Raw genomic sequence first — 24,542 nt, forward strand, 5'->3', positions numbered from 1 at the left:
GGTGCGTTTGCGCAGCTCATCGTGTATGTGAGCCGGTCTCGAGCCACCGGCGAGCCATCATCGGGCCACTGCCATCGGTGTCCCCTCCGGCACACGGTGGTCCAGGGCGACCGGGTGCCTCATCTGCTCTACCGAGTCCGCCACCGGCGAGCGACGTGCTGGTGCATCGGTATGCCCCGGGGCTGATGGAGTCGGGTTGCTGAACGATTGACCGTCCAGCAACTCTCGGAGGCCGTCATGCCCCGCGGCTATCCGCCCGAGTTCCGCCGAGCAACAGGCACCGCCGCAGAGCAGTCACGTGAACAGTGGGCAGGTCCGCTTCTCCGCCGACTCCGGTGTCGGCTGGACGAACTGGACCTGCGCCTTCGTGTCCTTCGACCCGCCGCTCTGCACGTGAACTCCCAGCGCCGTGCACACGATCTGGTCAATGCCGCGCGGGGTCACCTCATCGACGGTGAACGGCACCATGAGCCGGACCGTCGCCGAGGCGGTCGTCACCACCACCTGCCTCGTCCCGGCCGGGGCGATCTCCGTGCGCAGCCCCGAAGCGCCCGGTCCGCTCAGCAGCAGTGACACCGCATCGGAGATCGTGCCCAGTCGCGCTGTCCGCCGCAGCCGCGGCTCAAGATCGCCGTCGGCGCCGACGAAGTAGAGCGTCACACCGGGAGCGACACCGGTCGGCGGCTCGCCCGCCCCGATCACTCCGGAGGGCTGGATACCGCAGCCCGTGAGCAGCACGGGCAGCAGCATCCACCAGATCCGTCTCACGGCTCCTCCCGGTTCCGGGGCAGTGTCAGTACGAAGCACGCGCCGCCCTCGGCCGTCGAACCGGCGGTGAGGTCGCCCCCGTGCAGGCGGGCGTTCTCTCGGGCGATGGCCAGACCGAGCCCGCTGCTGGGAGTACGGGAGCGGGCGGTATCGGCCTTGTAGAAGCGGTTGAAGACGTGCGGCAGAACGTCCTCGGGCAGCCCGGGGCCGGCGTCGGTGACAGTGGCCGTGACGTGCCCGGAGTCGGCGGCGAGGTGTACCCGCACAGGTGGGCCGCCGTGCCGGAGGGCGTTGCCGACGAGGTTCGCCATGACGACGTCGACCCGGCGCCGGTCCACGCGCAGGCAGATCTGCTCGGGCGTCACGACGTCGACCTGGTCGAGCCAGCCTCGCGCGCGCAGGCAGTCACGCACGGTGGCGGCCAGGTCGACGTCCTCCATCCGCAGCCGGGCAGTACCGGCGTCGAAGCGGGAGACCTCCATCAGGTCCTCGACGAGACGGACAAGCCGGTAGGTCTCGTCGATCGCCAGCTGCGCGGACTCCTGTGCGTCGGGATCCAGCGCGTCGTCGGCGGTGGTCGCCAGTACCTCCACGACGGCCGTCAAGGTGCTCAGCGGCGTGCGCAGTTCGTGGGACACGTCGGCGGCGAACCTCTTGGCGTCCGCCTGCATGCGCTCCATCGCGTTCATCGACTGCTGCAAGGACTCGGCCATCTCGTTCACGGTCCCGCTCAACTGGGCCAGTTCGTCGGCGCCGACCCGCGGCGACCGCGCGGCGAGGTCGCCGTCAGCCAAGCGGCGTGCGGTGTCGCGCAGTTCGCGCACCGGCCGCAGCACGCTGCGCGCGGCGAGCAGTGCCAGCAGCGCCGCCAGCGGCAGCGCCAGCGCGGCGGTCCGGGCGGCGGAACCGGTCAGGTCATCGATCTGTCGCTCGATGCCGCCGAGGTCGCGCACGGCGTACACCTCGATACCCGAGGGGGTGCGCGTTCCGTCCGGGGCGGTGGTGAGGACGGGCATGCCGACCAGCAGCCGCGTCCGGCCGTCGGTCTTGATCCTCTGGGTGACCAGCCGGTCGTCGGCGTTGACGGCGGAGCGGGTTGCGTCGGTCACCAGGCCGTCTGCGGGACCGTCGACCGACCGTAGATCGCGGTAGGTCACGAGGGTGTCGGGCCCGACGGCCGCACGCAGCCGGTCGAGGGCGTCCTGGTCCGGTGGATACGTCAGCTCCGGTGCGACCGCTTCGACCCGCCCGGTGACGGTCTCGGTGAACCGCTGCTCGCTGGAGGCGACGAGCGCGCTGCTCGCCGACCGGGCGCCGGACCACGCGGCCACGGCGGCGCCGACCGCCGTCACCAGCACGAACGCGACGAGCAGCCGGGCACGCAGCCCACGCAGCCACCGCGGTCCCGTCATGCCGGGCCGAACCGGTAGCCGAATCCGCGCACGGTCTGCACGTACTCCGGAGCCGCGGGATTCTTCTCGATCTTCGCCCGCAGGCGTTGGACGCAGTTGTCGACCAGCCGGGAGTCACCGAGGTGGTCGTGCTCCCACACCTGCTCCAGCAGTTGCTGCCGGGTGAAGACCCGACCTGGAGCCCTGGAGAGCGTCAGCAGCAGCCGCAGCTCGGTCGGGGCCAGCGGCACCGGGGCGCCGTGCAGGTAGACCGTCAGCCCGTCCGTGTCGATCCGCAGGTCGCGAAAGGTCCGCACGCCGTCCGGAGCGCCGCCGCTGCGGCGCAGCACGGCACGGATGCGGGCGTCGAGCACCGTGGGCTGGACCGGTTTGACGACGTAGTCGTCCGCGCCGGCCGCCAGGCCGGTGACCACGTCGAAGTCGTCGCCGAGTGCGGTCAGCATGATCACCGGGACCTCGCCCGACAACCGGATGCGGCGGCACACCTCGAAGCCGTCCATCCCGGGCAGCATCAGATCGAGCACGACGAGATCGGGGCCGGACTCGACCAGCTGACGCAGCCCTTCCTCGCCGGAGTCGGCTGTGCGGACGTCGTGGCCGTGCCGGCCCAGCGCGAGCTGGAGCCCGCGCTGGACCCTGGGATCGTCCTCGATGAGCAGTAATGCGGACACCCGATCATTATGGGCTTCCCTGGAGCGTCCACCGGCGGTCGCGGCGACCTGCGACATGAACGCGACATTGCCGGGACGTGGGTCGGACACCGCTGGGCGACGGTGATCGTCATGACACGCATCTCGAATCAGCATTCAGCCGGGACTCCGCACTCCAGGGCTGCGCCTCGGCGGCACGCGCGCGACGGTCGGCGCAGGAGGCGACACACGGGCATGGCCGTGCTCGCGCTGGCCGGCGTGGTGACGGTGACCGGCACGGCCGTCGGCGTTCAGGGCGGCGACGGCGCCTCTGGCCCCTCGGGGACGAGCAATGCCTCCGACGTCACCGAGTACGACATCACCGACTACGACGTCACCGAGTACGACATCACCATGGACTACAAGCCGGATGGCGGGAAGCTGCGCGGCGTCACCGTGATCAGCGCGAAGGCGAAGGGGGCTCTGAACAGCCTCACCCTCCAACTCGCCGGGCCCCAGGTCCGATCGGTCGAGGTCGACTCGGAGAAGGCGCACTTCGCACGGAAGGGCGACAAGGACCTCGCCATCGAACCCGCGAAGACGATCCGCGACGGCGCCGTGTTCCGGGTGCGCGTCGAATACGACGGAACTCCCGGACCGGGGTGGATGCCCACCGAGTCGGGCGGCGCGAGCGCGCTGTTCGGCAGTGCCAGCGCGTGGTTCCCCGCCCATGAGGACGCCCAGGACAAGGGGGCCTTCCGCCTCACGGCGACCGTGCCCAAGGGCTGGGCCGTGGTGTCCATCGGGCGGGAAACCCCGTCCTCCGGCCCGTCGGACAGCACGTTCCGCTGGTTGGAGCCTGCCGTCGACCCCGCCAATGTCGCCGTGACCCTCGACCGCCTGACCGTCGAGCGATCGAAATTGCCCGACGGCACGCCCGTGGTCAACGCGTACGCGCCGAAGCTTCGGGAGTCGACCAAGCCCCTGGCCGACCGTCTCCCGGAGATCGTCGACTTCCTCTCGGACAAGTTCGGCCCGTACCCCTACTCGTCGGCAGGCAACGTCTTCGTGCACGTGAATGACGATGGCCCTGGAACCGCGCCGCAGACCCGGCCCGTCTATCTCGGCGCCGGCAACTCAGAGTTCATGACCCTCGACGTCGTCGTCCACGAGCAGGCCCACCAGTGGTACGGGAACGCGGTGACCATCGCCGAGAGCGAGGACTCCTGCCTGAGCGAGTGTGTCGCCTCCTACTCCACCTGGCTGTGGGACGAGGAGAAGGACGGCGCCGATCTCGACTCCCGCTACCGCGAGCAGGTGGAGGAGAACAAGGACGACGCCGACTGGTGGCAGAGGCTCTACCAGCCCGGCAAGCCAGCAGCGATGAGTATCTACACCAACGGACCGCTCGCGCTCCACGCACTGCGCCATCAGGTCGGCGACACCGCGTTCAACCGGATGATCAAGGAGTGGCCGCAGAAGCAGCGGGGCACGTACGCGAGTTGGCCCGACTTCGAGTCCTTCGCCGAAAAGACCAGCGGCCAGGACCTCACCGGTTTCTTCAAGGCCTGGTTCCACGACGAGGGGGTTCCCGCGGACGAGTACCTGTGGCCGGGCGAGCTCAAGCCCTAAGAGGTCCCCCCAACCTGCCCCAGGCTGACGGCGATCCGTGTCGTGGCGGCCGGCGAGTCCGTCGCCGCCCCGCGCATCACCCGGCAGTTCCTGAACCGGTTCGCGGGCAAGCCAGAGTCCTCTGCCGCCACGACGAGCGGCTGAACCTGCTGCCCCTGCGCGAACCAAAGGTGCTCGAACTGGTCACCGAGGGCCTGTCCAACAGCGAGATCGCCTCCCGCCTGTTCCGCGCGGAGGCGACCGTGAAGACCCACTTGGGGATGGTCCTCACCGAGCTGGACCTGGGCGACCGCGTGCAGGCCGTCACCTTCGCCTACGACTCGGGCCTCGTCAGCCCGCCGTCGTACTCCCGCCCTCTAACTTCGCCGCAAGGGACACTCCGATGCCGAGCAGAAATGCCAACCACACCACCACGCGTGCCCGCTCTCCCGCACCGCGAGCCGAGGCCGGCAGCCCGACCGTCGCCAGCAGCAACAACCTGTCAACTGACAACGGCCACAGCGTGGCACTCACAGCATTGCGATGCCCACGCCGTCGATGCGGCTCCACACCTTTTCCTGCGCGGCGGACATGGCGGGCCAGTGGAGGCCACCGGGCCGGGGCCGGACCTTCGTGGCGAACGGCGCGGGGCGGAACGCCGGTTCGTAGAAGCAGCCACCTCCGTAGATGGTGTCGAACGCGCTGCATGAACGCGCGATCGAACTGGGGGTGGGCTTCCGGCCGGTGCGCGCCCATGTGTCCAGAGCCGACAGGGAGTTGGCGTACTCGGCGTTGCTGAGCGTGCTGTGCTCGCTCTCCCTCGTGAAGGTCTGGACGAGGTTCTCGCCTCGATCGGCGGCCTGGACCGTGGCGCGATAGGCCGCCTCGTGCTCGACGAAGACTTGTGGGTCGTCGATCGCGTGCAGCGTGAGGACCGGGAGTGCGGTCCGTCCGGTGAGGTCACTGTCGTAGGAGAGGTCGCGGCGTGCGGTGGGGTCGGCCGAGAAGCGTGCCACGCCGGCGTTGAGTGCCTTGTCGTCGCGCGAACCGTCGTAGCGAACCCCACGGTTGCTGAACGGGTTACGGCCGTCGAGCCGGTTGGACACGATGTCCTGGACGAGGAAGGCCGCGTACTGCATGTTCGTGGCCAGGGAGTGTTCCGGGATGCGGGTGACTGCCAGGATGTCGTCGAGGTTGCGCCGCTGCTTCGCGGTCCGGTCCGCCGGGTCGGAGTCGATGCCGGTGCACTCCTGGAGTCGGCCGTGGACGTCGTCGGGTGTCATCGTGGAGTGCGCGGGCAGTCCTTGCCACAGCGGGTACTGCGGCTCGGTGGGACGGGGAAGGTTGCGGCAGTAGTACTGGTAGACCGTCCGCAGGTCCACGCGCGTGTCGTAGCCGCGCGAGCCACCGGCCAGGAAGCCGTTGGTCAGCAGGACTCCGTCGTAGCTACCGCGCTTCCCGCCGTGGGTCTCGGCGGCCTTGGTGGCGACATTGCCGCCCCAGGACTGACCATGGAGGTAGGTGCGGTCGGGGCGGCCGAAGTGGTGGACGAACAGGCGGCGTATGTTCTCCGTGTCGGCCGCGGCCATCCTCACTCCGTAACCGCCACGGCGGTACGAGGAGGCCACCCAGGCATAGCCCTCGTCGACCATGACCGCCCAGCGCTCCAGGTCCTCGGTGGTGGTGGACTCGTCGTAGGAGAAGTCAGGACCGCCGTGGGCGTGGACGACGAGGGAGCCGTTCCAGTGTTTCGGGACAGCCATCGTGTAGTACGCGCCGTTGGCGTCCCGGCCGGTGTAGCAGCTGGCCTTCCCCACCAGGCCGGCCGGACAGATGGCGGCAGCGGGCTGCGCGGTGTCGGCCGGGGCGGCGGGCGCAGTGCCGAGCGTGCCCACGGCCGCGGCCGCGAGCAGCGCCCTCAGCGTTGCCGAACGGCGTCCGCGGGACCGAGGACGGGTACCGGATTCGGGCACGGCAGGTGTGTTCAAGGAGCTGCTCCTTCAGGTGGGGCGGTGTCAGGTGGTGGGCACCGGCAGTTCCGCCAGCGGCACATGGTGCTGACCGGAGTGGACGTCACGGTCGCGCAGCGACGCCTGGCTGACGGGACGCGGGAAAGAGATCTTCACGACGTTCAGGGACGGGATGCGGAACATCTGCACGTCGGTCTCGTCGAGTCCGTAGAGCCGGGCGACCGTGGCCTCGTTGAGGAACGTCTCGTCGGCGGCGATGCGATAGCCGTCCGCGTCACGCATGAACAGTTCCATGGTCACCCAGAAGGGTCCGGCGTTCTTGGACCGGACCTCGTACGCCAGGTCGCCCAGGGTGGTGGGGGCGGTCTCAGCCATGGAGGGAGGTCTCCTCGATCTCGGTGCGGAACATGTCGGTGGGGGTAGTGGTGTCGACGACGTGGTTGAGCACGAACTCGTAGGCGGGACCGCGTTCGACCTCGGCCGGTGAGGTGGCGAACGCCAGGCTCGGCAGGTAGTCCATGTCGACCGTCGGCAGGTGAAGCATCAAGGGGTTGGCGATCTTCGCGACGGCGGTGGCGGTGCTCTGGTCCGGCGCGTTGACGAGGAGCATGACTCCCACCTCGCGAGGCGGGCCCGCCGCCGGATCAAGATCCCCGAGAATGGCGTTGTGGCCGTACAGGCGCAGGTCGAAGGCGTACTTGTCCTCGCCCAGGCCTATCGTCTGCTCCACCCGCTGCCGGATCATCGTGCGCATGAGATCGGCCCAGTCATCGATGTTCGCGAGGATGTGCGGATCCCGGATCGCGCTGAACGACATCGTCTCGTAGCCGGTGATCCGGGCGCCTTCGAGCTTGATGGTGTGCTGGTCGGCGACATGGAACCGCGAACCCTCGACCCGCACGGTGCGGTCGTCCAGGGCGGTGTAGACGGACTCGCGGACGTCCAGGGTGCCGTCCGGCTCGCGCATCTCGAACGGGTTCACCGTTTCGTAGAGCATGTGGGCGGCGACCAGGATCGGTGTGCAGGCGACCGTCGGATCGAGCGGTTCGATGGTGAAGCCGTCGGCGTCGATGGTGGCCAGCACCCCACCCGCGCGCGGATCACTGGTGCACTGCCCGCCGCATTCAATGATCTTGGCGGCGTGCCATGTCGGACCGGCCGGCATCCCCTTCATCAGCGGGTAGGCGGCGGCGATGGCGGTGTCAGTGGCGCGACCGGCGAGCACGACCTGGGCACCGGCCTCAAGCGCGGCGACGATCGGCTCGTGCCCCATCGCGCCCACGATGTGCGTGCAGCTTCGCAGCGTCTCCGGCTCCAGTTCGCCCAGCGGGGGCAGGGCATGGATCCGGCCCTCGTCCAGGCGCTCCAGGAGCGCGTCGGCGTTCTGCTCGCTGTAGATGCGGGCCACGCGGAGATCGAGGCCCTCGGCTGCCAGGACGTCGGCGACGATACTGGCGACCCAGTCGACACCGGAGTCGGTGCCGCTGGTGCCACACGAGCCCACGATCAGCGGTATTCCGGCACTGGCCGCGGCCTTGAGCAGCATGCGCAGGTCACGGGCGACCGCCGCGCGGGTGGTCTTGGGCTGCGACGCGCCGAGATAGTGGGGACCGGAGTCGGTGCTGCCCCCGTCGACGGAGATGACGTCGGCGCCGAGCGCCAGACCGCGCTCGATGGTGGCTTCGGGGAAGCCGGCTCCGAGCATGCCGGTCGGTGCCATGACCTTGACCTGGTCAACCCGTTCGTTTTCCATGTTCCTCTTCCTTGTCGGTGCCGGGCATGTGGCGGGTTCCCTGTTGCTGCCCGGCAGGTGGCGGGCGGGTGTCACCCGTCGACCCGGGCAGTGGGGGTGTCGGGCAGCAGGTGGGCGTTCACCGCGAACCGGGGGCGGCCCGCGAGGGCGGCCACCACCTCGGCCGCCCCCTCAAGACCGGCGGCGGCACGGGCTTCGGCGGTCTGGCCGGCGAGGTGGGAGAAGACGACGATTCCCTCGACGTCCCGCAGCGGGCTGTCGGCCGGGAGCGGCTCCTCGCTCACCACGTCCAGGGCCGCCGCGGCGATCTCGCCACCGCGCACGGCGTCGGCGAGGGCCCGTTCGTCGACGACGGCGCCCCGCGCGGTGTTGACCAGCACCGCCGTCGACTTCATCCGCCGGAAGGCGGCGGCGTCCAGGAGACCTCGGGTGCGGTCCGTCAGCGCGGTGTGCACCGACACGTAGTCGGATGCCGCCAGCAGCTCTGAAAGCGCGACGAACCGCACCGACGGATCCGACCGCTTGTCCTCCGGCACACCGGTCGTGCAGAGCACCTCCATGCCGAAGGCCTGCGCCAGCGGCACCACGGCGCGCGCTGCCGCCCCGTATCCGATCAGGCCGAGCGTCGACCCACGCAACTCGTGACCGTCCTCCCTCGGCCACCGGCCGGCCGCGACGCCCACCGCGCTCTGCACCAGTCGCCGCGCCGCCGCCAGCAGCAGGCCGAGGGTGTACTCCGCCACGGCGTTCGCGTTGATCCCCGGCAGGTTGCTCACCGTGATGCCGAGCCGGCCCGCGGCGACGGTGTCGATCGAGTCGTAGCCGACACCGGTGCGCACGATGGCGCGCAGGCGGGGAGCCTCGGCGAGGACCTCAGCGGTCAGGGGCTCATGGCCGACTAGCGCCGCGTCGATCCCGTCGAGGGCGGCGACGAGCTGCTCGGCACCGCGTCGGCCGACCAGGGGGGCGTGCACCGTCGTGTGGCCGTGCGCCCGGAGATAGTGATCGGCCTCGTCGCCGGGCCGCAGGTAGTCCGTGGTGATCAGGATGCGGGGCACGGTTCCTCGTCTCTGGCGGCGCCCGTCGCTGGGCTCGCGCCGGGCTGCGGGGATGGGCTGGTCACTTGGCGAGCGTCAGGGCGGTGCGCCGCTGTAGCACGCTGATCCTGACCACGACGATGATCGACAGCGTGGCGACTATGGCGATGTCGGTGAGCATCAGGGGCCAGCCGGTGATGTCGACCATCCCGCCGACCACCGCCGGGCCCAGAAAGCCGCCGCCGGCCCAGCCGACGGTGTACAGACCGGCGTAGGTCCCGAAGACCCGCGCCGAGGGTGCGAGGTTCCACAGGACGACCACCGCGTTGACCAGGAAGCAGGTGGCGCCGGCCGCCGCGAGGCACAGGGCCACCGTGGCCCCCATCGGGGTCTGGATGAGCGTCCCCAGCACCATGGCACCGGCGAAGACCGACATGCCCACGGCCATGACCCTGAGCCGTCCGTAGCGCTCGGCGAGCACGGCCGCCGGGTAGGCCGCGAGGATGAACGCGATACCGCTGGGCAGGGTGAGACCGCCGGCGGCCCCCTTCGACATGTCGAGGGCTTCCATCCCGTACGGCGTGATCAGCGACCGGGACGCGGCCCACGCACTGCCGAAGAGGAGGATCGCGACCAGGAGCAGGAGCCGACTGCGGTCGCTGTCCTTGAGGATCTCGACGAAGCTGTCCCGGACCCGTGGCTCGGGGCGCTCGGCGCTGTGCGTCTCATCGCTCTCGGCCACCGCTGACCGGTAGGCCGGGGACCGGCTGTCGCGCACGGTGGCCGCGAGCACCCCGATCGAGATCAGCATGATGATCGCGGGGATCGCGAACGCGAGATTCTGGTGGTTGTCGATCAGGAAGATGCTGATGAGCGCGGCGACGATGGCCGTGATGCTGGAGGCGATCTTGACCGCGGCGTTGGCCCGGCTGCGTCGCTCGGGTGCGATGAAGTCCGGTACGAGCGCCTCGGCGATCGGCTTGAAGGTGTTGGCGACGAGCGCGTAGGAGAACATCACCGCGATCAGGAGCGGCAGGGACGCCGCGCTGTGCGGGATGAGGATGAACAGCGCGGCGGCGATCGGCATCCCGACCACCAGGTACGGCATCCGTCGTCCCCAGGAGGTCCTCGTCCGGTCGGACCGGTTGCCGATCCACGGCTGGATGAAGATGCCCAGCAGGTTGTCCATGCCCATCAGCAGGCCCACGACGGCCGTGCTGGCGAGGTGCTCCCGCAGGAGCGGCGGAACCTGAGATTCGTAGAAGTTCCAGGTCGACTCCTGCGCGAAGACCGCGAGAGCGACAAGGAACGTGATGCGTCGGGTCCGTGTGCGCCGCCCTACTGACGTCGTCGTCATGAGGGATCGTCCCTTCGCGTCACCTCGGCCACGAGGGTCAGGTCGTCGGTGATCCGGATCCGGCAGTCCGGCCCGAAGGAGCAGGAGGATTCGCGTTCTTCGAAGATCGCCGGACCTTCCAGTTCGGTTCCTGGCGTGAGTGCACAGCGGTTCCAGACAGTGGCCTCAAGCAGCCCGTGGCCGGGGAAGTAGACCGGCCGGACACCGCGGCTCGCGTCACGTCCTCGCGCATGGCCGCCCTCCGTTGACATCTCATGACCGGGCAACTGCATCGAGAGCCGCCAGTTCACGACCTCAGCGGCCCCGTCGAGGGAACGACCGAACATGGAGCGGTACGTGGCCTCGAAGGCGGTCCGGATGCGCCCGAGACCGGCCGGGCCGAGGTCCTGCTCGGGCACGCCGACCTCGATCTCGAAGCCCTGGCCGAGGTACCGCATGTCGACCGAGCGGCGGACATGGACCAGTTCCGGATCTGACGGCTGGAGTGTTTCGGTGGCGCGGGTCGTCATCTCGTCGTACAGCGCGGCGACCTGGTCCCAGTCGACATCGGCGAGAGGCGACGGCAGGCTGCGGACCTCGTCGACCGTCGGAGCGGCGGACAGGAGTCCGCAGGCGGACATGACTCCGGCGCGCATCGGCACGATCACTCGGGAGATCTTCAGCGCCTTCGCCAGTCCGTAGGCATGGGCGGGCCCGGCTCCGCCGAAGGCCAGCAGCGCGAAGTCGGCGGGGTCCTTTCCCTGCTCGGACAGGTGCATGCGGGCGGCGGCGGCCATGCTTGCGGTGACGACCTCGACGATCCCGGCGGCGGCGTCGGTGGTGTCGAGTCCCAGAGGGCCTGCCACCTCACGCGTCAGCGCCTTGTGGGCCTCGCGGGTCCGCAGCCTCATCTCGCCGCCGAGGAAGTTCTCCGCGTCGAGATGGCCGAGCACCAGGTCTGCGTCCGTCACGGTGGGCCGCTCGCCCCCACGCCCGTAGGCGACGGGGCCGGGCACCGAACCGGCGCTGCGCGGTCCCACCTTGAGCAACCCGAGTGCGTCGGGTGCCGCGATCGAGCCGCCTCCCGAACCGATCTCGATCATGTCGACGACGGTCAGGCGCACCGGCAGCCCCGAGCCGGGCTTGAACTTGTCGACCCGCCCTGCCTCGAAGTCGTGCTTGAGCCGGGGCCTGCCCCCCTGGACGACGGCGATCTTCGCCGTCGTGCCGCCCATGTCGAAGGAGACGACGTCCTCCTCCCCCAGCGCCCTGGCGACGGTGGCCGCGGCGATGGCACCGGCCGCGGGTCCCGACTCGAGCAGCCGTACGGGGAACAGCTTGGCGTCGTCCAGGGTGGTGACGCCGCCGCCGGAGAGCATGATGCGCAGGGGCACGTCGATCCCCATGGCGGTCAGGTTGTCCCGCAGGTCGTCGAGATAGCGCGACATCAGGGGCTGCACGTACGCGTTCAGGCAGGCGGTGCCGGCCCGCTCGTACTCGCCGATGACCGGAGCCACAGCGCTGGAGATCGTGACGGGGAGGTCGGGGTGGGTCCGTGCGACCAGGTCCCGGACGCGGTGCTCGTGCCCGGCGTTGCGGTAGGAGTGCATCAGCGCCACGGCCAGGGCCTCGATGCCCTGCTCCGCCAGGTCCCGCACAGCCGTGAGGATGGCGCGGTCGTCGAGCGGTTCGAGTTCACGGCCGTCCGCGGCGATCCTCCCGGGTATCCCGCGGCGCAGGTGGCGCGGTACCAGCGGCTGGGCCGGTCGGGCGAGCAGGTCGGTGGTGTCGAACCTCGTCTCCCGTCCCATTTCGAGGGAGTCGCTGAACCCGCTGGTGGTCAGCAGGCCGACGACCGCTCCGGTGCGTTCCAGCAGGGTGTTCGTCACCAGCGTGGTGCCGTGCACGATGCCCGCGACGTCGCCGGGGGCCGTGGACGTCTCCTCCAGCAGGCGGGCGATCCCCGCGGTGATGGCCTCGTTGGGAGCGTGGGGCGTGATGGGCAGCTTGCCGGGCCAGGCCAGTCCCCGGCGGGGGTCGTGCAGCAGCAGATCGGTGAACGTTCCGCCGACATCGACGCCGATCCGGACCGTGCGGCTCATCGGACCACCTCCTCACGTGCGCTCCCGCCCGCCGTCCGGGCTGTGAGCGGGTCCTGCTGACGGGCTGGGACGGTGTAGGCGGCGATCGCGTCGGCGATCAGGAGTTCGGGCTCGCGCTCCTCGGCCGGGCCGAACCCGCCGCCGCCCGCGAAGGAGATGACCACCGAGGCGCCGGGGGCCAGCTGTGAGATCGACTTCAGCGGGACGCGTTCGCCGGAGTCCAGGACGACCTGTGCGGTGGCACCCGGTTCACCGCCCGCCAGGCCGAGCGCAGGATGCCGCTCGCGGTCTCCGAGCAGCACCATCTGCACCGGTCGGCTCGTCGGGTTGCGGACCTCGATGGTCTGGCCCAGCCCTCCGCGGCGTCGGCCCCGTCCGCCCGATCCGGCTCGCAGCTCCTTGCGGAGGAAGTGCAGCGGTGACGCGGCCTCCAGGGCCTCGATGCTGCCGCCGCCCGAGTTGGTCGGGAAGGCCGTGGTGGACAGCCCGTCCGACTCCTTGGCCGCGCCCATGCCCGCGTTGGCGAAGAGCATGAGGCTGAAAGGCCGGCCGGAGTCGTCGACGCCCGCGAAGCGGACCCGCAGGGCGGGGGCGCCGCCGCTGTCGGCGATGACACGGTCCGGCAGCACCGGGGCCAGTGCCTGGTACACCGCGCAGGACAGGAGGTGGCCGGTGAGGTGCCGTGCCACCACGGGCGCGGGAAACCTCGGGTTGACGATCGTGCCCTCCGGCGCGGTGACCTGGATGGACCGGTAGGAACCCCAGTTGGTCCGCGTGGCCGGGTCCAGCAGGATCTTCAGCGGATACATGGAGTAGGCGCGGGTGTAGTTCAGCGTCGAGTTCGTCGCGAAGGGGACTTGGGGGGAGCTGCCGGTGTAGTCGATCCCGACCTCCTCGCCGCGCACGGTCACCGCGCACTCGATGTGCGTGGGGTGGCCGTCGACGCCGTCCGCGTCCAGGGCGGCGCGGTAGACGCCGTCGGGCAGGTCGCGGACGCCCGCCCGCATCGCGGCGTCGGTCACCGCGTGGACCTGGGCCGCGAACGCCTCGAAGTCCGGCTCACGGAAATCGGTGAGGAATTCCTGGGCGCGCCGGCAGCACACGGCGTGCGCCGCGGCCTGCGCCTCCAGGTCGCCCCACACCTGGTCCGCCAGTCGTACGTTCGCCAACAGCAGGTCCTTGACCCCCTGCTCGACCCGTCCGGCCCGGAACAGGCGCAGCGGAGGAATCAGGATGCCCTCGGAGATCAGCTCGGTCGCGCTCATCGAGGGTGTGCCGCCGATGTCCGGTGAGTGCGCCACGGTGCCCGAGAACGCGACGAGCCGTCCTCGGTGGAAGACCGGGGAGATCATGGCGATGTCGGGCAGGTGCCCGGTGGCGATCCACGGGTCGTTCGTGATGACGCTGTCGCCGTCCTGCCACTCGCCCGCCGGGAACCGTTCGAGGACCAGCGCGGTCAGCGAACTCATCAGGGCGGCGAAGGCGGGGATGCCCGCCCGTGACTCGGCCATCGTGCGGCCCGCGCGGTCCATCAGGACGACGGTGTAGTCGTTCGACTCACGGATGATCGTGGAGAAGGCCGTGCGCAGCATCGTGGAGGCCGCCTCGTCGGTGGCGGCGGCGAGCCGGTCCCAGCGCACCTCGAGACCGACCGGGTCGCAGACAGGTCTGATCATGACGCCGCGATCTCCTCTTCGACCGCGCCGGCGGCCGGGTCATCTGCCGCTGTGCCGCTGCGGCCGACGCGTGAACTCGCGGTGATCCGGTCGGCGATGGCCTTCCCCAGCCCCGCCGTGGTCCCCGTGCCGCCGAGGTCGGGGGTGACCACACCGGGCTCCTCGTCCAGGACGCCCTCGATCGCGGCCACGACGTGCGCGGCCGCCTCGTGCTCGCCGAGGTGGGTGAGCATCATGGCGCCGCTCCAGATCTGGCCGACGGGGTTGGCGACACCGAGACCGGCGATGTCCGGCGCCGATCCGTGCACCGGCTCGAAGAGGCTGGGGAAGGAGCGATCGGGGTTGATGTTGGCGCTGGGGGCGATGCCGATCGTGCCGGTGCAGGCCGGGCCGAGGTCCGAGAGGATGTCGCCGAACAGGTTGCTGGCGACGACCACGTCATACCGGTCGGGCTGGAGGACGAACTTCGCGGTCAGGATGTCGATGTGGTCCTTGTCGGCGGTCACGTCCGGGAACCGGGCGGCCATCGCGGTCGCGCGCTCGTCCCAGTAGGGCATGGAGATCGAGATCCCGTTGCTCTTCGTCGCCCAGGTCAGGTGCCTGCTCGGACGGGACGAGGCAAGTTCGAAGGCATAGCGCAGGACACGGTCGACGCCGGTGCGTGTCATGACCGTCTCCTGGACCACCGTCTCGCGATCGGTGCCCTCGAAGATCCGGCCGCCGATGCTGGAGTACTCGCCCTCGGTGTTCTCCCGCACCACGTAGAAGTCGATGTCGCCCGGCTGGTGGTCACGCAGCGGACTGCGTACGCCGCGCAGCAGCCGGACGGGACGCAGATTGACGTACTGGTCGAAGCCCCGCCGCAGCTGGAGCAGGCTGCCCCACAGCGACACATGGTCCGGGACCACGTCCGGCCATCCGACCGCGCCGAAGAAGATCGCGTCGAACGCACCGAGCACGTCCCGCCAGTTCTCGGGCAGCATCGTGCCGTGTTGCAGCCAGTAGTCGGCGCTGGCGAAGTCGAACTCGGTGACGTCGAGTTCGAAACCGTGCACCTCGGCAGCGGCCCGCAGGCACCTCAGGCCCTCCGGGACGACCTCGCGGCCGATCCCGTCGCCCGGAATCGCTGCGATGCGATAGCTCTGCGGCACGAATCCACTCCCCAGTCCAGGTGATCGATGCGCTCGTCCGGCGGTGAACACGCTCTCCAGGAGAGGAGGCGTTCCGGCCCACGGCGCGACTGGGTCCACCTTGGCCAGCGACGACACCCGTTACAAGGCCGTAACTGGCAAGGTACGTTTTCCCCCGTGGAAAGCCCCCGGCGTTCTGGTCGCCCCTGGTCCAAAAGCCGTTCAGCCGTGGACGACCTTCAGTTCTTCCATGTGGTCGCGTCGAGCGAGACGCTGACGGCCGCCTCGCGAGAACTCGGTTGCTCACTGCCCGTCGTCAGCAAACGCCTCAGCGCGCTGGAGCGCCGTCTGGACGTCCGGCTCGTCCAGCGCGGCGCCCGCCGACTCGTGCTGACTTCGGAGGGTGAGTTGTACGCGGCGCGTGTGGAGGCGATCCTCGACCAGGTACGAGAGCTGGAGGACACGATCACCGACACGGCCGCGGGGGTGCGCGGATCCCTGGTCGTCGAGGCCACGCTCGGTCTCGGCCGCGCCCACATCGCGCCGCTGCTCGGCGAGTTCGCCGCGGCCCATCCGGAGCTGCACGTCCGGTTGCAGACATCCGCGCTTCCGCTACGGCCCCACCAGCGTGAGTTCGACGTGGCCGTCCACGTCGGCATACCGCCCGACTCCTCGCTGCGCATGCGGCGGCTGGCCAAGAACCGGCGCGTGCCCTGCGCGGCACCGTCCTACCTCGCCGAGCACGGCACCCCGGCCGGCGTCGAGGATCTGGCCCACCACAACTGCATCGTGCTGCGGGAGAACGAGAGCGATTTCGCGCTGTGGCGCTTCGGGGACGCGGACCGTCCCCGGCATGTGCGGGTGCACGGCAGCCTGTCCAGCAATGACGGCGACGTGGTGACCGGCTGGGCGCTGGAGGGCCGAGGCGTGATCATGCGCTCGGAGTGGCACGTCAGGCCGCATCTGGACCGTGGCGAACTCGTCCGGGTCCTGCCGCACCTGTCGACACCGGCCGCCGACATCTACGCCCTCCTCGAGGAGGACGGGCATGTCCCGCGACGTGTCAGCGCGCTCATCGACTACCTCGCCGCGCGGCTCCCGCTACGGCTGGGGCACGCGAAGGACCGGTCCGGAGCCGGGCGGGGCGTCGGCTAGGGCCTGTCGAGCGTACCTGACGGTGCCGGAGTCGAACCGTCAAAAAACCCTCAGGTTCCCCGTGAGGCGGTCGTCAAGTCCACTCAGAAGGATGTGGCGGGTCGTCTTCCTAGCAGTGAGGGAATCATTGATGGCTACGCTCTTGTACCGGCTGGGCGCGTGGGGTGCTCGGCGGTGGCGAAGGATGTTGATCGGGTGGCTCCTCACCCTCGGTGCGGTGGTCGGTCTCGGGCTCTCCTTCGCCGGCTCCTTCACGGACAGCAGCTCCATTCCCGGCTCACCGGCCCAGACCGCCCTGACCACGATGGAACGGCACTTCCCCGAGCCGGACGTCCAGTCGGCGCAGATCGTGTTCCAGGCGCCGGCCGGCCGCAAGGTGACCGAGGCGGATCTGCGTACGCCGCTGGAGGCTGTGGGCCGGGTCCCCGGGGTGAGTGAGGTCAGTGACCCGTCCGAGAGCGGCACCGTCTCCGAGGACGGACGCACCGCGGTGGCTGAGGTCACCTTCACCACCAAGGAGGCCGACGACGTGCCGCAAGGCACGTTGGACGCGGTGAAGGCCGCGGGGGACGAGGCCCAGCAGGCCGGCCTGAGGACCATCTACGGCGGTGAGCCCTACGAGACCTCGCATCCGCCCGTGGGGCCCAGTGAGCTGGTCGGACTGGGTGTGGCCCTGGTCATCCTGGTGATCACGTTCGGGTCGCTGCTCGCGGCGGGTCTGCCGCTGCTCACCGCCGTTCTCGGGATCTTCGGCACGATGGCCGCGATGATCGGTCTGGCCACGACCTTCGACGTCTCCGACAACGCGCCCACCCTGGCGATCATGCTGGGTCTCGCCGTCGGTATCGACTACGCCCTGTTCATCGTCTCCCGGCACCGCGCCCAGCTCGGCACCGGAATGCCGGTCCGGGAGTCCGTCGCCACGGCCACCGCCACCGCGGGCAGCGCCGTGATCTTCGCCGGAGCCACGGTCCTCATCGCGCTGTCCGGTCTGTCCGTGGCCGGTGTGCCGATGCTGACCTCCATGGGCCTGGCGTCCGCCGGAGCGGTCGCGGTCTCCGTCATCACGGCGGTGACTTTGCTGCCCGCGCTGATGGGAATGGTCGGTCACAGGCTCACGCCCAAGGCACCCCGGTCCGCCACCCGACGCCGCCGGTTCCTGCCCATGAGCCGTAAGCGCCGGGCGCGGCAGGCAGCGCACAGCGGCCCGACGGCCACCATGGGCGTGCGCTGGACCGAGAGCGTCCTGCGCCATCCCGTACGCAACCTGATCCTGGGCACCGCCGCGCTCATCGCCCTGGCCATTCCCGGCATGGAACTGAAGCTGGCGCTCACCGACGAGGGTTCCGCCGCCACGAGCAACTCCAGCCGCCAGGCCTACGACGTGATCAGTGATGCCTTCGGTCCCGGCGCCAACGGCCCCCTCGTCGTGCTCGTCGAGAAGGACGACGCGGCCGCCGTCACCTCCACGGCCACCGCTGTCGAGGACGAGTTGCGCGGGGTCGACGGCATCGCGGACGTCAGCGGTGTCGACATGGCCGAGGACGAGACGGCGGCACGGATCCAGATCATCCCCGAGACCGGCCCGCGGTCCGAGGAGACCAGCGACCTCGTATCCCGGCTGCGCACCCAGATGCAGCCACTGGCACAGTCCAGTGGCTCGTACGTCGCCGTCACCGGTATGACCGCGGTCAGCATCGACGTCTCCGACAAGCTCAGCGGCGCACTCGTGCCCTTCGTGATCGTCGTCGTCGGCCTCTCCCTGCTCCTGCTGATGATCGCGTTCCGGTCGATCGCCATCCCCATCAAGGCCACCATCGGGTTCCTGCTGTCCGTGGGTGCCGCCTTCGGAGCCACCGTCGCGGTCTTCCAGTGGGGATGGCTGGCCACCGGGCCCTGGCTGGGCGTGCCCAGCCAGGGCCCGGTGGCCAGCTTCGTGCCCATCATCGTGATGTCCGTACTCTTCGGACTGGCCATGGACTACGAAGTGTTCCTCGTCTCCGCCATGCGGGAGGACTACAACCGCCACGGCGACGCCCGCACCGCCATCCTCAACGGAGCCCGCAACGCCGCCCGCGTGGTAACTTCTGCCGCGCTCATCATGGTCTCGGTGTTCGTCAGTTTTCTGTTCGCCCGCGACGCCGACATCATGCCGATCGCCTTCGCCCTGGCCTTCGGAGTCATGGTCGACGCCTTCCTGGTCCGTATGACCCTCGTGCCGGCGATCCTGGCGCTCCTCGGTGACCGGGCCTGGTGGCTCCCGCGACGTCTGGACCGCGTACTGCCCCAACTCGACGTCGAGGGCGAGAACTTCCACGCTCCCCAGCCGGCGGCCCCCCACGCCCCCGTCAAGGAATCCACCCCAGTAAACCTGTGACAACGCGATGATCAGCAGAGCCGACACCGGAACCACCGAGTTCGCCGCACCGGCGGCAACGGCAGACATCGGTCAGCCGATGCCGCCACCAGGAGCACACATGAACGCCGTCAACACGCCGGGCACCGCCGACCGCGTCCTCGTCATCGACGACGACCCCGGCATCAGGCGCCTGCTGATCTCGGCACTCCAGTTCGCCGGATTCGAAGTCGACGTGGCGGGCGACCTGACCGAAGCCCTCGACCAGGTCGCCCGCCGCCCCCCGAACGTCATCGTGCTCGACGTGATGCTCCCCGGCGCCGACGGCTTCGAGATCCTCCAACTGCTGCGCGCCCGCGCCATCGACGTACCCGTCCTGTTCCTCACCGCCCGCGACGCCGTCGAGGACCGGGTACGAGGACTGCGCCTGGGCGGCGACGACTACGTCACCAAACCCTTCAGCGTCGTCGAAGTCGGCGCCCGCTTGCAGGCATTGTTGCGCCGTGCTCGCAGCGGAACTCCCGCCGCCGAGGAGACACGCCTGCGGTGTGGCGACCTCACCCTCGACGACCCCCGCCACGAAGTCCGCCGAGCAGGCCAACTCATCGACCTCTCCCCCACCGAATACCGTCTGCTGCACTACCTGCTGAGTCACCAGGGGCAGGTCCTCTCCCGCGCCCAGATCCTCGAGGCCGTGTGGCAGTACAGCTTCGGCGGGGACTCCGTCGTCGTCGAACGCTTCATCTCCAACCTCCGACGCAAGATCGACCATGGCCGTACGCCGCTGCTGCGCACCGTGCGCGGCGTCGGCTACACCCTCCGAGAGCAGGACGACTCGTGACACTCCGCGGCCGTCTTCTCTGGGCCTTCTCCAGCGTCCGCCTGCGTCTGCTCGCGGGGCTCGCCGTGCTCCTGGTCGTCGGCCTGGTGGTCAGCGCCGTCATCAGCGCCCTTCTCCTGGATGACTTCCTGGACAAGCGAAACCAGGACACCCTCAAGGCCAACGCCCAGCGTTTGACACAGGTCATCGGTCAGGGACCGCAAACCGCCAACGCCGACCAGCTCGGCGCCCTGCTCGGCTCGCCCCTGGGCACGGTGGCCGTCGACGAGGGCAACAGGGTCCTGCTGAGTACCGGTTCCGCATCCCGGGCCGCGGACGAGCTGGCCGCGCTCAGCGTGACGGCACCCACGGGAAGCGTCGTCACCTTGGAGGGGGGCGACCTCAGCGCCGTACGCATCCCCAGTCCCGGCCTGGTCATCGACCGCGGGCCCGCCGAAGGCACCGTGACACCGGCGACTGTCATCCTCACCATCGACACCTCCGTCGACGACGCCACCACCGACGCCCTCATCGGACGGCAACTGGCTTTGATCGGCGGCGCGTTGCTGGTGCTGCTGGGGCTGTCCGTCATCGTTCTGCGCCTAGGTATGCGCCCGCTCGCCCGCATGGCCCGCAGCGCCGACGCCATCGCCGCGGGCTCCCTGACCGAGCGGCTGCCCACCCATCGCAACGGCAGCGAAGCCGACCTGCTGGCCAAGGCGGTCAACCGGGCGTTCGACGCCCAGGCCCGCGCGGAGGCGACCGTGCGCTCGCTGGCCGCCGACACCTCCCACGAACTGCGCACCCCTTTGTCCACCATCTCCGGATGGCTCGATCTGCACCGCCAAGGAGGCCTGTCCGGACCTGGCCTGGAGACCGCACTCGAGCACATCGAGAACGAAGTGGGGCGGATGCGCCTGCTCGTGGAGGATCTCGCGCTGCTCGCCCGCCTGGACGCCGGCCGACCCGTCGAGCAGGACGACGTGGACCTCACCGTCCTGGCCGCCGGCGTCATCGAGGACGCCCAGATCATCTACCCCCAACGCGACATCGCCATGGCACCCGCCCTGCCCGCACCCGTCATCGGGGATGCCGCCCGTCTCCAACAGGCCCTGCGCAATCTCGTCGGCAACGCCGTCCAGCACACCCCGGCTCAGACCTCCGTGCGCGTCGAGGTCACCCTCAGCCGAGACACCGTAGAGCTGAGTGTCATCGACAACGGTCCTGGAATCTCCCCCGAGGACCTGCCCCGCGTCTTCGAACGGTTCTGGCGCGCCGAGGCCAGCCGGAGCCGCGCCTACGGAGGTTCCGGTCTCGGCCTGGCCATCGTGGAGGCCATCGTCCACGCCCACCACGGACAGGTGGCCGTGTACTCGGACCTGGGAGTCGGAACCACCGTCACCATCCGGCTCCCGCGCGGCCATCGGCCGTGATGACTCACGCACGGCACCTGACCGGCTGACCCGCACCTGCCGGGGCTCCCACGCCCGCCATCCCCCGGTCAGCACATGCCCTGTGCGCGACTGCACCACCGCAGCACCGCACCACAACCGATGTGTGCCGCGGTCTGACCACACCGACCGCAGCCCTACCGATATCCGGAGGATGTCGTGCACGACACACAGACACCCGTTGGGAATCGTCCACCTTCCGTCGCGGGACTCTTCCTTGAGCGCGTGGCGGCCACACCGGACGCCGAGGCCTACCGCTACCCGGCACCACCGTCCTCCGCCGGGGGCCCGGCCGACTGGAAGTCGCTCAGCTGGGCGCAGGCCGCCGAGCGGGTGTACAACATCGCGGACGGCCTGATCGAGTTGGGCGTGCGGCCCGAGGAACGGGTGGCGCTGGCGTCCTCGACCCGGATCGAGTGGATCCTCGCCGACCTCGGCATCATGTGCGCGGGCGCGGCGACCACCACCGTCTACCCGCAGACCAACGCCGACGAGTCGGCGTACATCCTGTCGGACTCCGGCAGCCGGGTGCTCATCGCGGAGAGCGCCGAGCAGTTGGCCAAGGCGGTCGAAAAGCGCGCCGAGCTGCCCGAACTGAGCCATGTCGTGGTCATCGATCCGACCGCCACCACAACCGGTGAGGAGTGGGTCCTCGGTCTGGCCGAACTGGAAGCCCGGGGCAGGGCGCGCCTGGAGAAGGACCCGGAACTGATCAAGGATCGGGTCTCCGCCATCACCAAGGACCAGCTCGCCACCCTCATCTACACCTCCGGCACCACCGGCCGCCCCAAGGGCGTCCGGCTCCCGCTCGACAACTGGTCGTACATGGCCAAGGCCACCGCCGCCACAGGCCTGTCAAGCACGCGGTCGCCGACCGGCTCGTCTACGCCAAGCTCCGCGAGGCCCTGGGAGGGCAGCTGCGTATCTGCGTCTCGGGTTCGGCGTCCCTCGCCCCGGAGATCGGCTACTTCTTCGCCGGCGCGGGCGTCCGCATCCTGGAGGGCTACGGCCTCACCGAGTCCTCCGCCGCCGCCTTCGTCAACCCCGACGACGCCTACCGCACCGGCACGGTCGGCAAGCCGCTGCCCGGCACCGAGGTCCGTATCGCCGACGACGGCGAGATCCTTTTGCGCGGCCCCGGCATCATGCAGGGCTACCACAAGCTTCCCGAGAGGACCGCCGAGGTCCTGGAGCCCGACGGCTGGTTCCACACCGGCGACATCGGCGAACTCTCGAACGACGGCTATCTGCGCATCACCGACCGCAAGAAGGACCTCATCAAGACGTCCGGCGGCAAGTACATAGCCCCCGCCGAGGTCGAGGGGCAGTTCAAGGCGGTCTGCCCGTACGTCTCCAACATCCTCGTCCACGGCGCCGACCGGAACGTCTGCACCGCCGTGATCGCACTCGACGAGCCGTCGATCCTCCAGTGGGCCCGGGAGAACGGCCTGGAGGAGAAGTCGTACGAGGAGGTCGTCGCGGCGCCCGCCACGGTCGAGCTGATCGACGGGTACGTGCGGCAACTCAAGGCCGGGCTTCAGCGGTGGCAGACCATCAAGAAGTTCCGGCTGCTGCCCCGCGGCCTGGATGTGGACCGTGGCGAGATCACCCCGAGCCTGAAGCTGAAGCGGTCGGTGGTCCAACGCGCATACCAGAACCTCATCGACGAGATGTACCAGGGCACACGCGAGGCGTAGGGCCTGTGCGAGAGCTGTACCGGACTCATCTGGTGTGACCTGCCGGCCCTCCTCACCTCTGTGCCGTCGATCCCCTTACGAGGCCGCTTGCAGCCGGTTCGCGATGAAACTCGTGTGGGTCATGCCGGGCACGATGAGCCCGCTCTCATAGGCGAAGGCGATCAGGTGCCCGCGCCGGCGGAGTCCGAGCTTGCTGAGCATGTGCGTGATGTGGGTCTTCACGGTGAGCGGACTGAGGTCCAGGTCGCGGGCGATGGAGGCGCTGTCCTGACCGCGCGACAGCATGGTGAGGATCTCGCGTTCTCGGAGGGAGAGATTGCGGGTGAGTTCGGGCATCACCCGTGCCCGTGTTCACAGCCGGAGCCGTGCCCAGGGCCACGACGAGCCCACCCCGGCTTACGGTTTCCAGGGCCGCGATCAGCTGTGACGCGCTGACGTCGACGGTGAGAATGCCCGTGGCGCCGGCGCGCACCTGGGCGTCGACCTCCTGAGCACTGCAAGCGCCGAAGACAACGGTCCGGGCCACGGCACACGTCTCGCTGATCAGAGCGGTGAAGTCGTCCGGCTCATCCACCTGGATGGAGCGGTCGAGCAGGACGAGGTCCGCATCGACGCCGCCATGGAGCAGGTCTCTGAGGTCGTCGCTGTGCACGGCGGCGCCAGCCACCCTCATGGAACTACTCGAATCGATCACCTTGGTGAGGGCGGCCCGCACAAGGGACGGCCCGCCCGCGACAATTGCTTGGTTCACGGGTCCTTCTTCTGCCCCACGGACCGGGATGACCCGACACATCATTCACACCGCACTTGACGGTCGGCCCGCAATCAGCCTGAGCGTTTCTTGACGGGTGCCTCAGGAATTCGTCCGCCCGCAACCGGTTGACAATTCTGCTGTAGCAAATACCGTACTTGCCATGGGACAGCTTCCGCAGCTCACGGTTTCCGCGACCTTGGGTGACCAGGCGTACTCGGCGATCCGTGAGGCGATCGTTTCGGGCGTCCTCGAGCGGGGTCAGAAGGTGACCGAGCGGGGGCTGGCCGAGTCTCTCGACATCAGCGCGACACCGGTACGCGAGGCGTTGCGCCGCCTGGAGCAGGACCGGCTGGTGGAAAGGACCGGACCGCGCTCCGTGCGCATCGCGAAGTACGCGGAGGACGAACTGCGGGAGTTCTCCATGATCGGCGACTCACTCCGTGCGCTGGCCGCGCGGCTGGCCGCGGAGAAGTCAACCGCGGCACAGAGACGGCAGATGCGTACCGTCCTCGACAAGGCCGACCGCCTGTGCAGCCAGACAGTCGGGCTCAGCCCCGGCAGTGCCGACGAGCGGAAGCTGATCGAGGAGATCCTGCACTGCATGCGACAGTTCCATGAGCTGGTGGACCAGGCCAGCGGGAACGCGACCTTGCTGCAGATGCTGCACATGGTCGACGCCTTCGGCGCGGACGAACGACGCAACAGCGTCCTGTCCGAGCTCAGCGACGAACGGCGCAGCGCCGTGGATGCGCGCTATCACCAGCACCGTGCCATCTACGACGCCATCGCCGCCGGAGACGGCAGGCGGGCGGAGGAGCTGATGAACGCGCACAGCCAGTCATCCAGCTCCTCCCTGCTCACGGCGCGTTTCTCGCACTGAAAGCC

18 protein-coding genes and 2 pseudogenes are annotated in these 24,542 nt (G+C 69.6%); 8 read left to right on the forward strand and 12 right to left on the reverse strand.

The annotated features are described in order from the left end of the window. Positions 1–294: 294 nt before the first annotated feature. The 3 genes from ACTWQO_RS24770 to ACTWQO_RS24780 are packed head-to-tail and all read right to left on the reverse strand — an operon-like array spanning position 295 to position 2,851. A complete protein-coding gene (locus tag ACTWQO_RS24770; RefSeq protein WP_443239546.1) occupies positions 295–768 on the reverse strand; it encodes a hypothetical protein in 474 nt (157 codons plus the stop codon). Then, complete coding sequence (locus tag ACTWQO_RS24775; RefSeq protein WP_443239547.1) at positions 765–2,180, reverse strand: ATP-binding protein; 1,416 nt, start codon at positions 2,178–2,180, stop codon at positions 765–767. The genes ACTWQO_RS24770 and ACTWQO_RS24775 overlap by 4 nt, the downstream gene beginning before the upstream one ends. Next, positions 2,177–2,851 (reverse strand): response regulator, encoded by a 675-nt coding sequence (locus tag ACTWQO_RS24780; protein WP_443239548.1) that lies wholly within the window; start codon positions 2,849–2,851, stop codon positions 2,177–2,179. Before ACTWQO_RS24780 ends, ACTWQO_RS24775 begins: the two co-directional genes overlap by 4 nt. 213 nt (positions 2,852–3,064) lie before the next feature. Here ACTWQO_RS24780 and ACTWQO_RS24785 point away from each other — a divergent pair, with 213 nt between their 5' ends. Together ACTWQO_RS24785 and ACTWQO_RS24790 are read left to right on the forward strand one after the other, a co-directional pair. Continuing rightward, positions 3,065–4,441, forward strand: coding sequence for a M1 family metallopeptidase (locus ACTWQO_RS24785; RefSeq protein ID WP_443239549.1), 1,377 nt, complete (start codon positions 3,065–3,067; stop codon positions 4,439–4,441). A 170-nt stretch (positions 4,442–4,611) separates the two neighbouring features. Further along, a pseudogene (locus ACTWQO_RS24790) lies at positions 4,612–4,695 on the forward strand (LuxR C-terminal-related transcriptional regulator); the annotation flags it as partial. 255 nt (positions 4,696–4,950) lie between these two features. Here the strand turns inward: ACTWQO_RS24790 and ACTWQO_RS24795 are convergent. The 8 genes from ACTWQO_RS24795 to ACTWQO_RS24830 form a co-directional block, all read right to left on the reverse strand. Next, a complete protein-coding gene (locus ACTWQO_RS24795) occupies positions 4,951–6,408 on the reverse strand; it encodes an alpha/beta hydrolase family protein (RefSeq protein ID WP_443239550.1) in 1,458 nt (485 codons plus the stop codon). 27 nt (positions 6,409–6,435) lie between these two features. After that, positions 6,436–6,765: a DUF4387 domain-containing protein gene (locus tag ACTWQO_RS24800; protein ID WP_443239551.1), complete on the reverse strand. Its 330-nt coding sequence runs from the start codon at positions 6,763–6,765 to the stop codon at positions 6,436–6,438. Beyond that, on the reverse strand, positions 6,758–8,143 hold the full coding sequence (locus ACTWQO_RS24805; RefSeq protein ID WP_443239552.1) for an acyclic terpene utilization AtuA family protein: 1,386 nt from the start codon (positions 8,141–8,143) through the stop codon (positions 6,758–6,760). Before ACTWQO_RS24805 ends, ACTWQO_RS24800 begins: the two co-directional genes overlap by 8 nt. A gap of 71 nt (positions 8,144–8,214) precedes the next feature. After that, positions 8,215–9,201, reverse strand: a complete 987-nt coding sequence (locus ACTWQO_RS24810; RefSeq protein ID WP_443239553.1) for a phosphoglycerate dehydrogenase — start codon at positions 9,199–9,201, stop codon at positions 8,215–8,217. 61 nt (positions 9,202–9,262) lie between these two features. Then, positions 9,263–10,537, reverse strand: a complete 1,275-nt coding sequence (locus ACTWQO_RS24815; RefSeq protein ID WP_443239554.1) for an MFS transporter — start codon at positions 10,535–10,537, stop codon at positions 9,263–9,265. Further along, entirely contained in the window at positions 10,534–12,618 is a 2,085-nt protein-coding gene (locus ACTWQO_RS24820; protein WP_443239555.1) for a hydantoinase/oxoprolinase family protein, read from the reverse strand. Before ACTWQO_RS24820 ends, ACTWQO_RS24815 begins: the two co-directional genes overlap by 4 nt. After that, entirely contained in the window at positions 12,615–14,294 is a 1,680-nt protein-coding gene (locus tag ACTWQO_RS24825; RefSeq protein ID WP_443239556.1) for a hydantoinase B/oxoprolinase family protein, read from the reverse strand. The genes ACTWQO_RS24820 and ACTWQO_RS24825 overlap by 4 nt, the downstream gene beginning before the upstream one ends. After that, complete coding sequence (locus tag ACTWQO_RS24830) at positions 14,291–15,445, reverse strand: tartrate dehydrogenase (RefSeq protein ID WP_443239557.1); 1,155 nt, start codon at positions 15,443–15,445, stop codon at positions 14,291–14,293. Before ACTWQO_RS24830 ends, ACTWQO_RS24825 begins: the two co-directional genes overlap by 4 nt. A gap of 207 nt (positions 15,446–15,652) precedes the next feature. Between ACTWQO_RS24830 and ACTWQO_RS24835 the strand changes: the two genes are divergently transcribed. From ACTWQO_RS24835 to ACTWQO_RS24855, 5 genes and pseudogenes are all read left to right on the forward strand, one after another. Continuing rightward, positions 15,653–16,579 carry a LysR family transcriptional regulator gene (locus ACTWQO_RS24835; RefSeq protein WP_443239558.1) on the forward strand — a complete coding sequence of 309 codons (927 nt, stop codon included), beginning with the start codon at positions 15,653–15,655 and terminating at the stop codon, positions 16,577–16,579. A 130-nt stretch (positions 16,580–16,709) separates the two neighbouring features. Beyond that, entirely contained in the window at positions 16,710–18,956 is a 2,247-nt protein-coding gene (locus ACTWQO_RS24840) for an MMPL family transporter (RefSeq protein WP_443239559.1), read from the forward strand. 100 nt (positions 18,957–19,056) lie between these two features. Further along, positions 19,057–19,776, forward strand: coding sequence for a response regulator transcription factor (locus ACTWQO_RS24845; protein WP_443239560.1), 720 nt, complete (start codon positions 19,057–19,059; stop codon positions 19,774–19,776). Continuing rightward, a complete protein-coding gene (locus tag ACTWQO_RS24850; RefSeq protein WP_443239561.1) occupies positions 19,773–21,188 on the forward strand; it encodes an ATP-binding protein in 1,416 nt (471 codons plus the stop codon). Before ACTWQO_RS24845 ends, ACTWQO_RS24850 begins: the two co-directional genes overlap by 4 nt. Before the next feature lie 177 nt (positions 21,189–21,365). Then, positions 21,366–22,903 (forward strand): annotated as a pseudogene (locus ACTWQO_RS24855) (AMP-dependent synthetase/ligase). Positions 22,904–22,978: 75 nt separating this feature from the next. On the opposite strand, the gene ACTWQO_RS24860 reads toward ACTWQO_RS24855, so the two are convergent. Then, complete coding sequence (locus ACTWQO_RS24860; RefSeq protein WP_443239562.1) at positions 22,979–23,239, reverse strand: response regulator transcription factor; 261 nt, start codon at positions 23,237–23,239, stop codon at positions 22,979–22,981. A 578-nt stretch (positions 23,240–23,817) separates the two neighbouring features. Between ACTWQO_RS24860 and ACTWQO_RS24865 the strand changes: the two genes are divergently transcribed. Then, positions 23,818–24,537 (forward strand): GntR family transcriptional regulator, encoded by a 720-nt coding sequence (locus ACTWQO_RS24865; RefSeq protein ID WP_443239563.1) that lies wholly within the window; start codon positions 23,818–23,820, stop codon positions 24,535–24,537. The last annotated feature ends 5 nt before the right edge of the window (positions 24,538–24,542 follow it).

This window comes from Streptomyces sp. 4N124 (genome assembly GCF_052245395.1).
GTDB lineage: Bacteria > Actinomycetota > Actinomycetes > Streptomycetales > Streptomycetaceae > Streptomyces.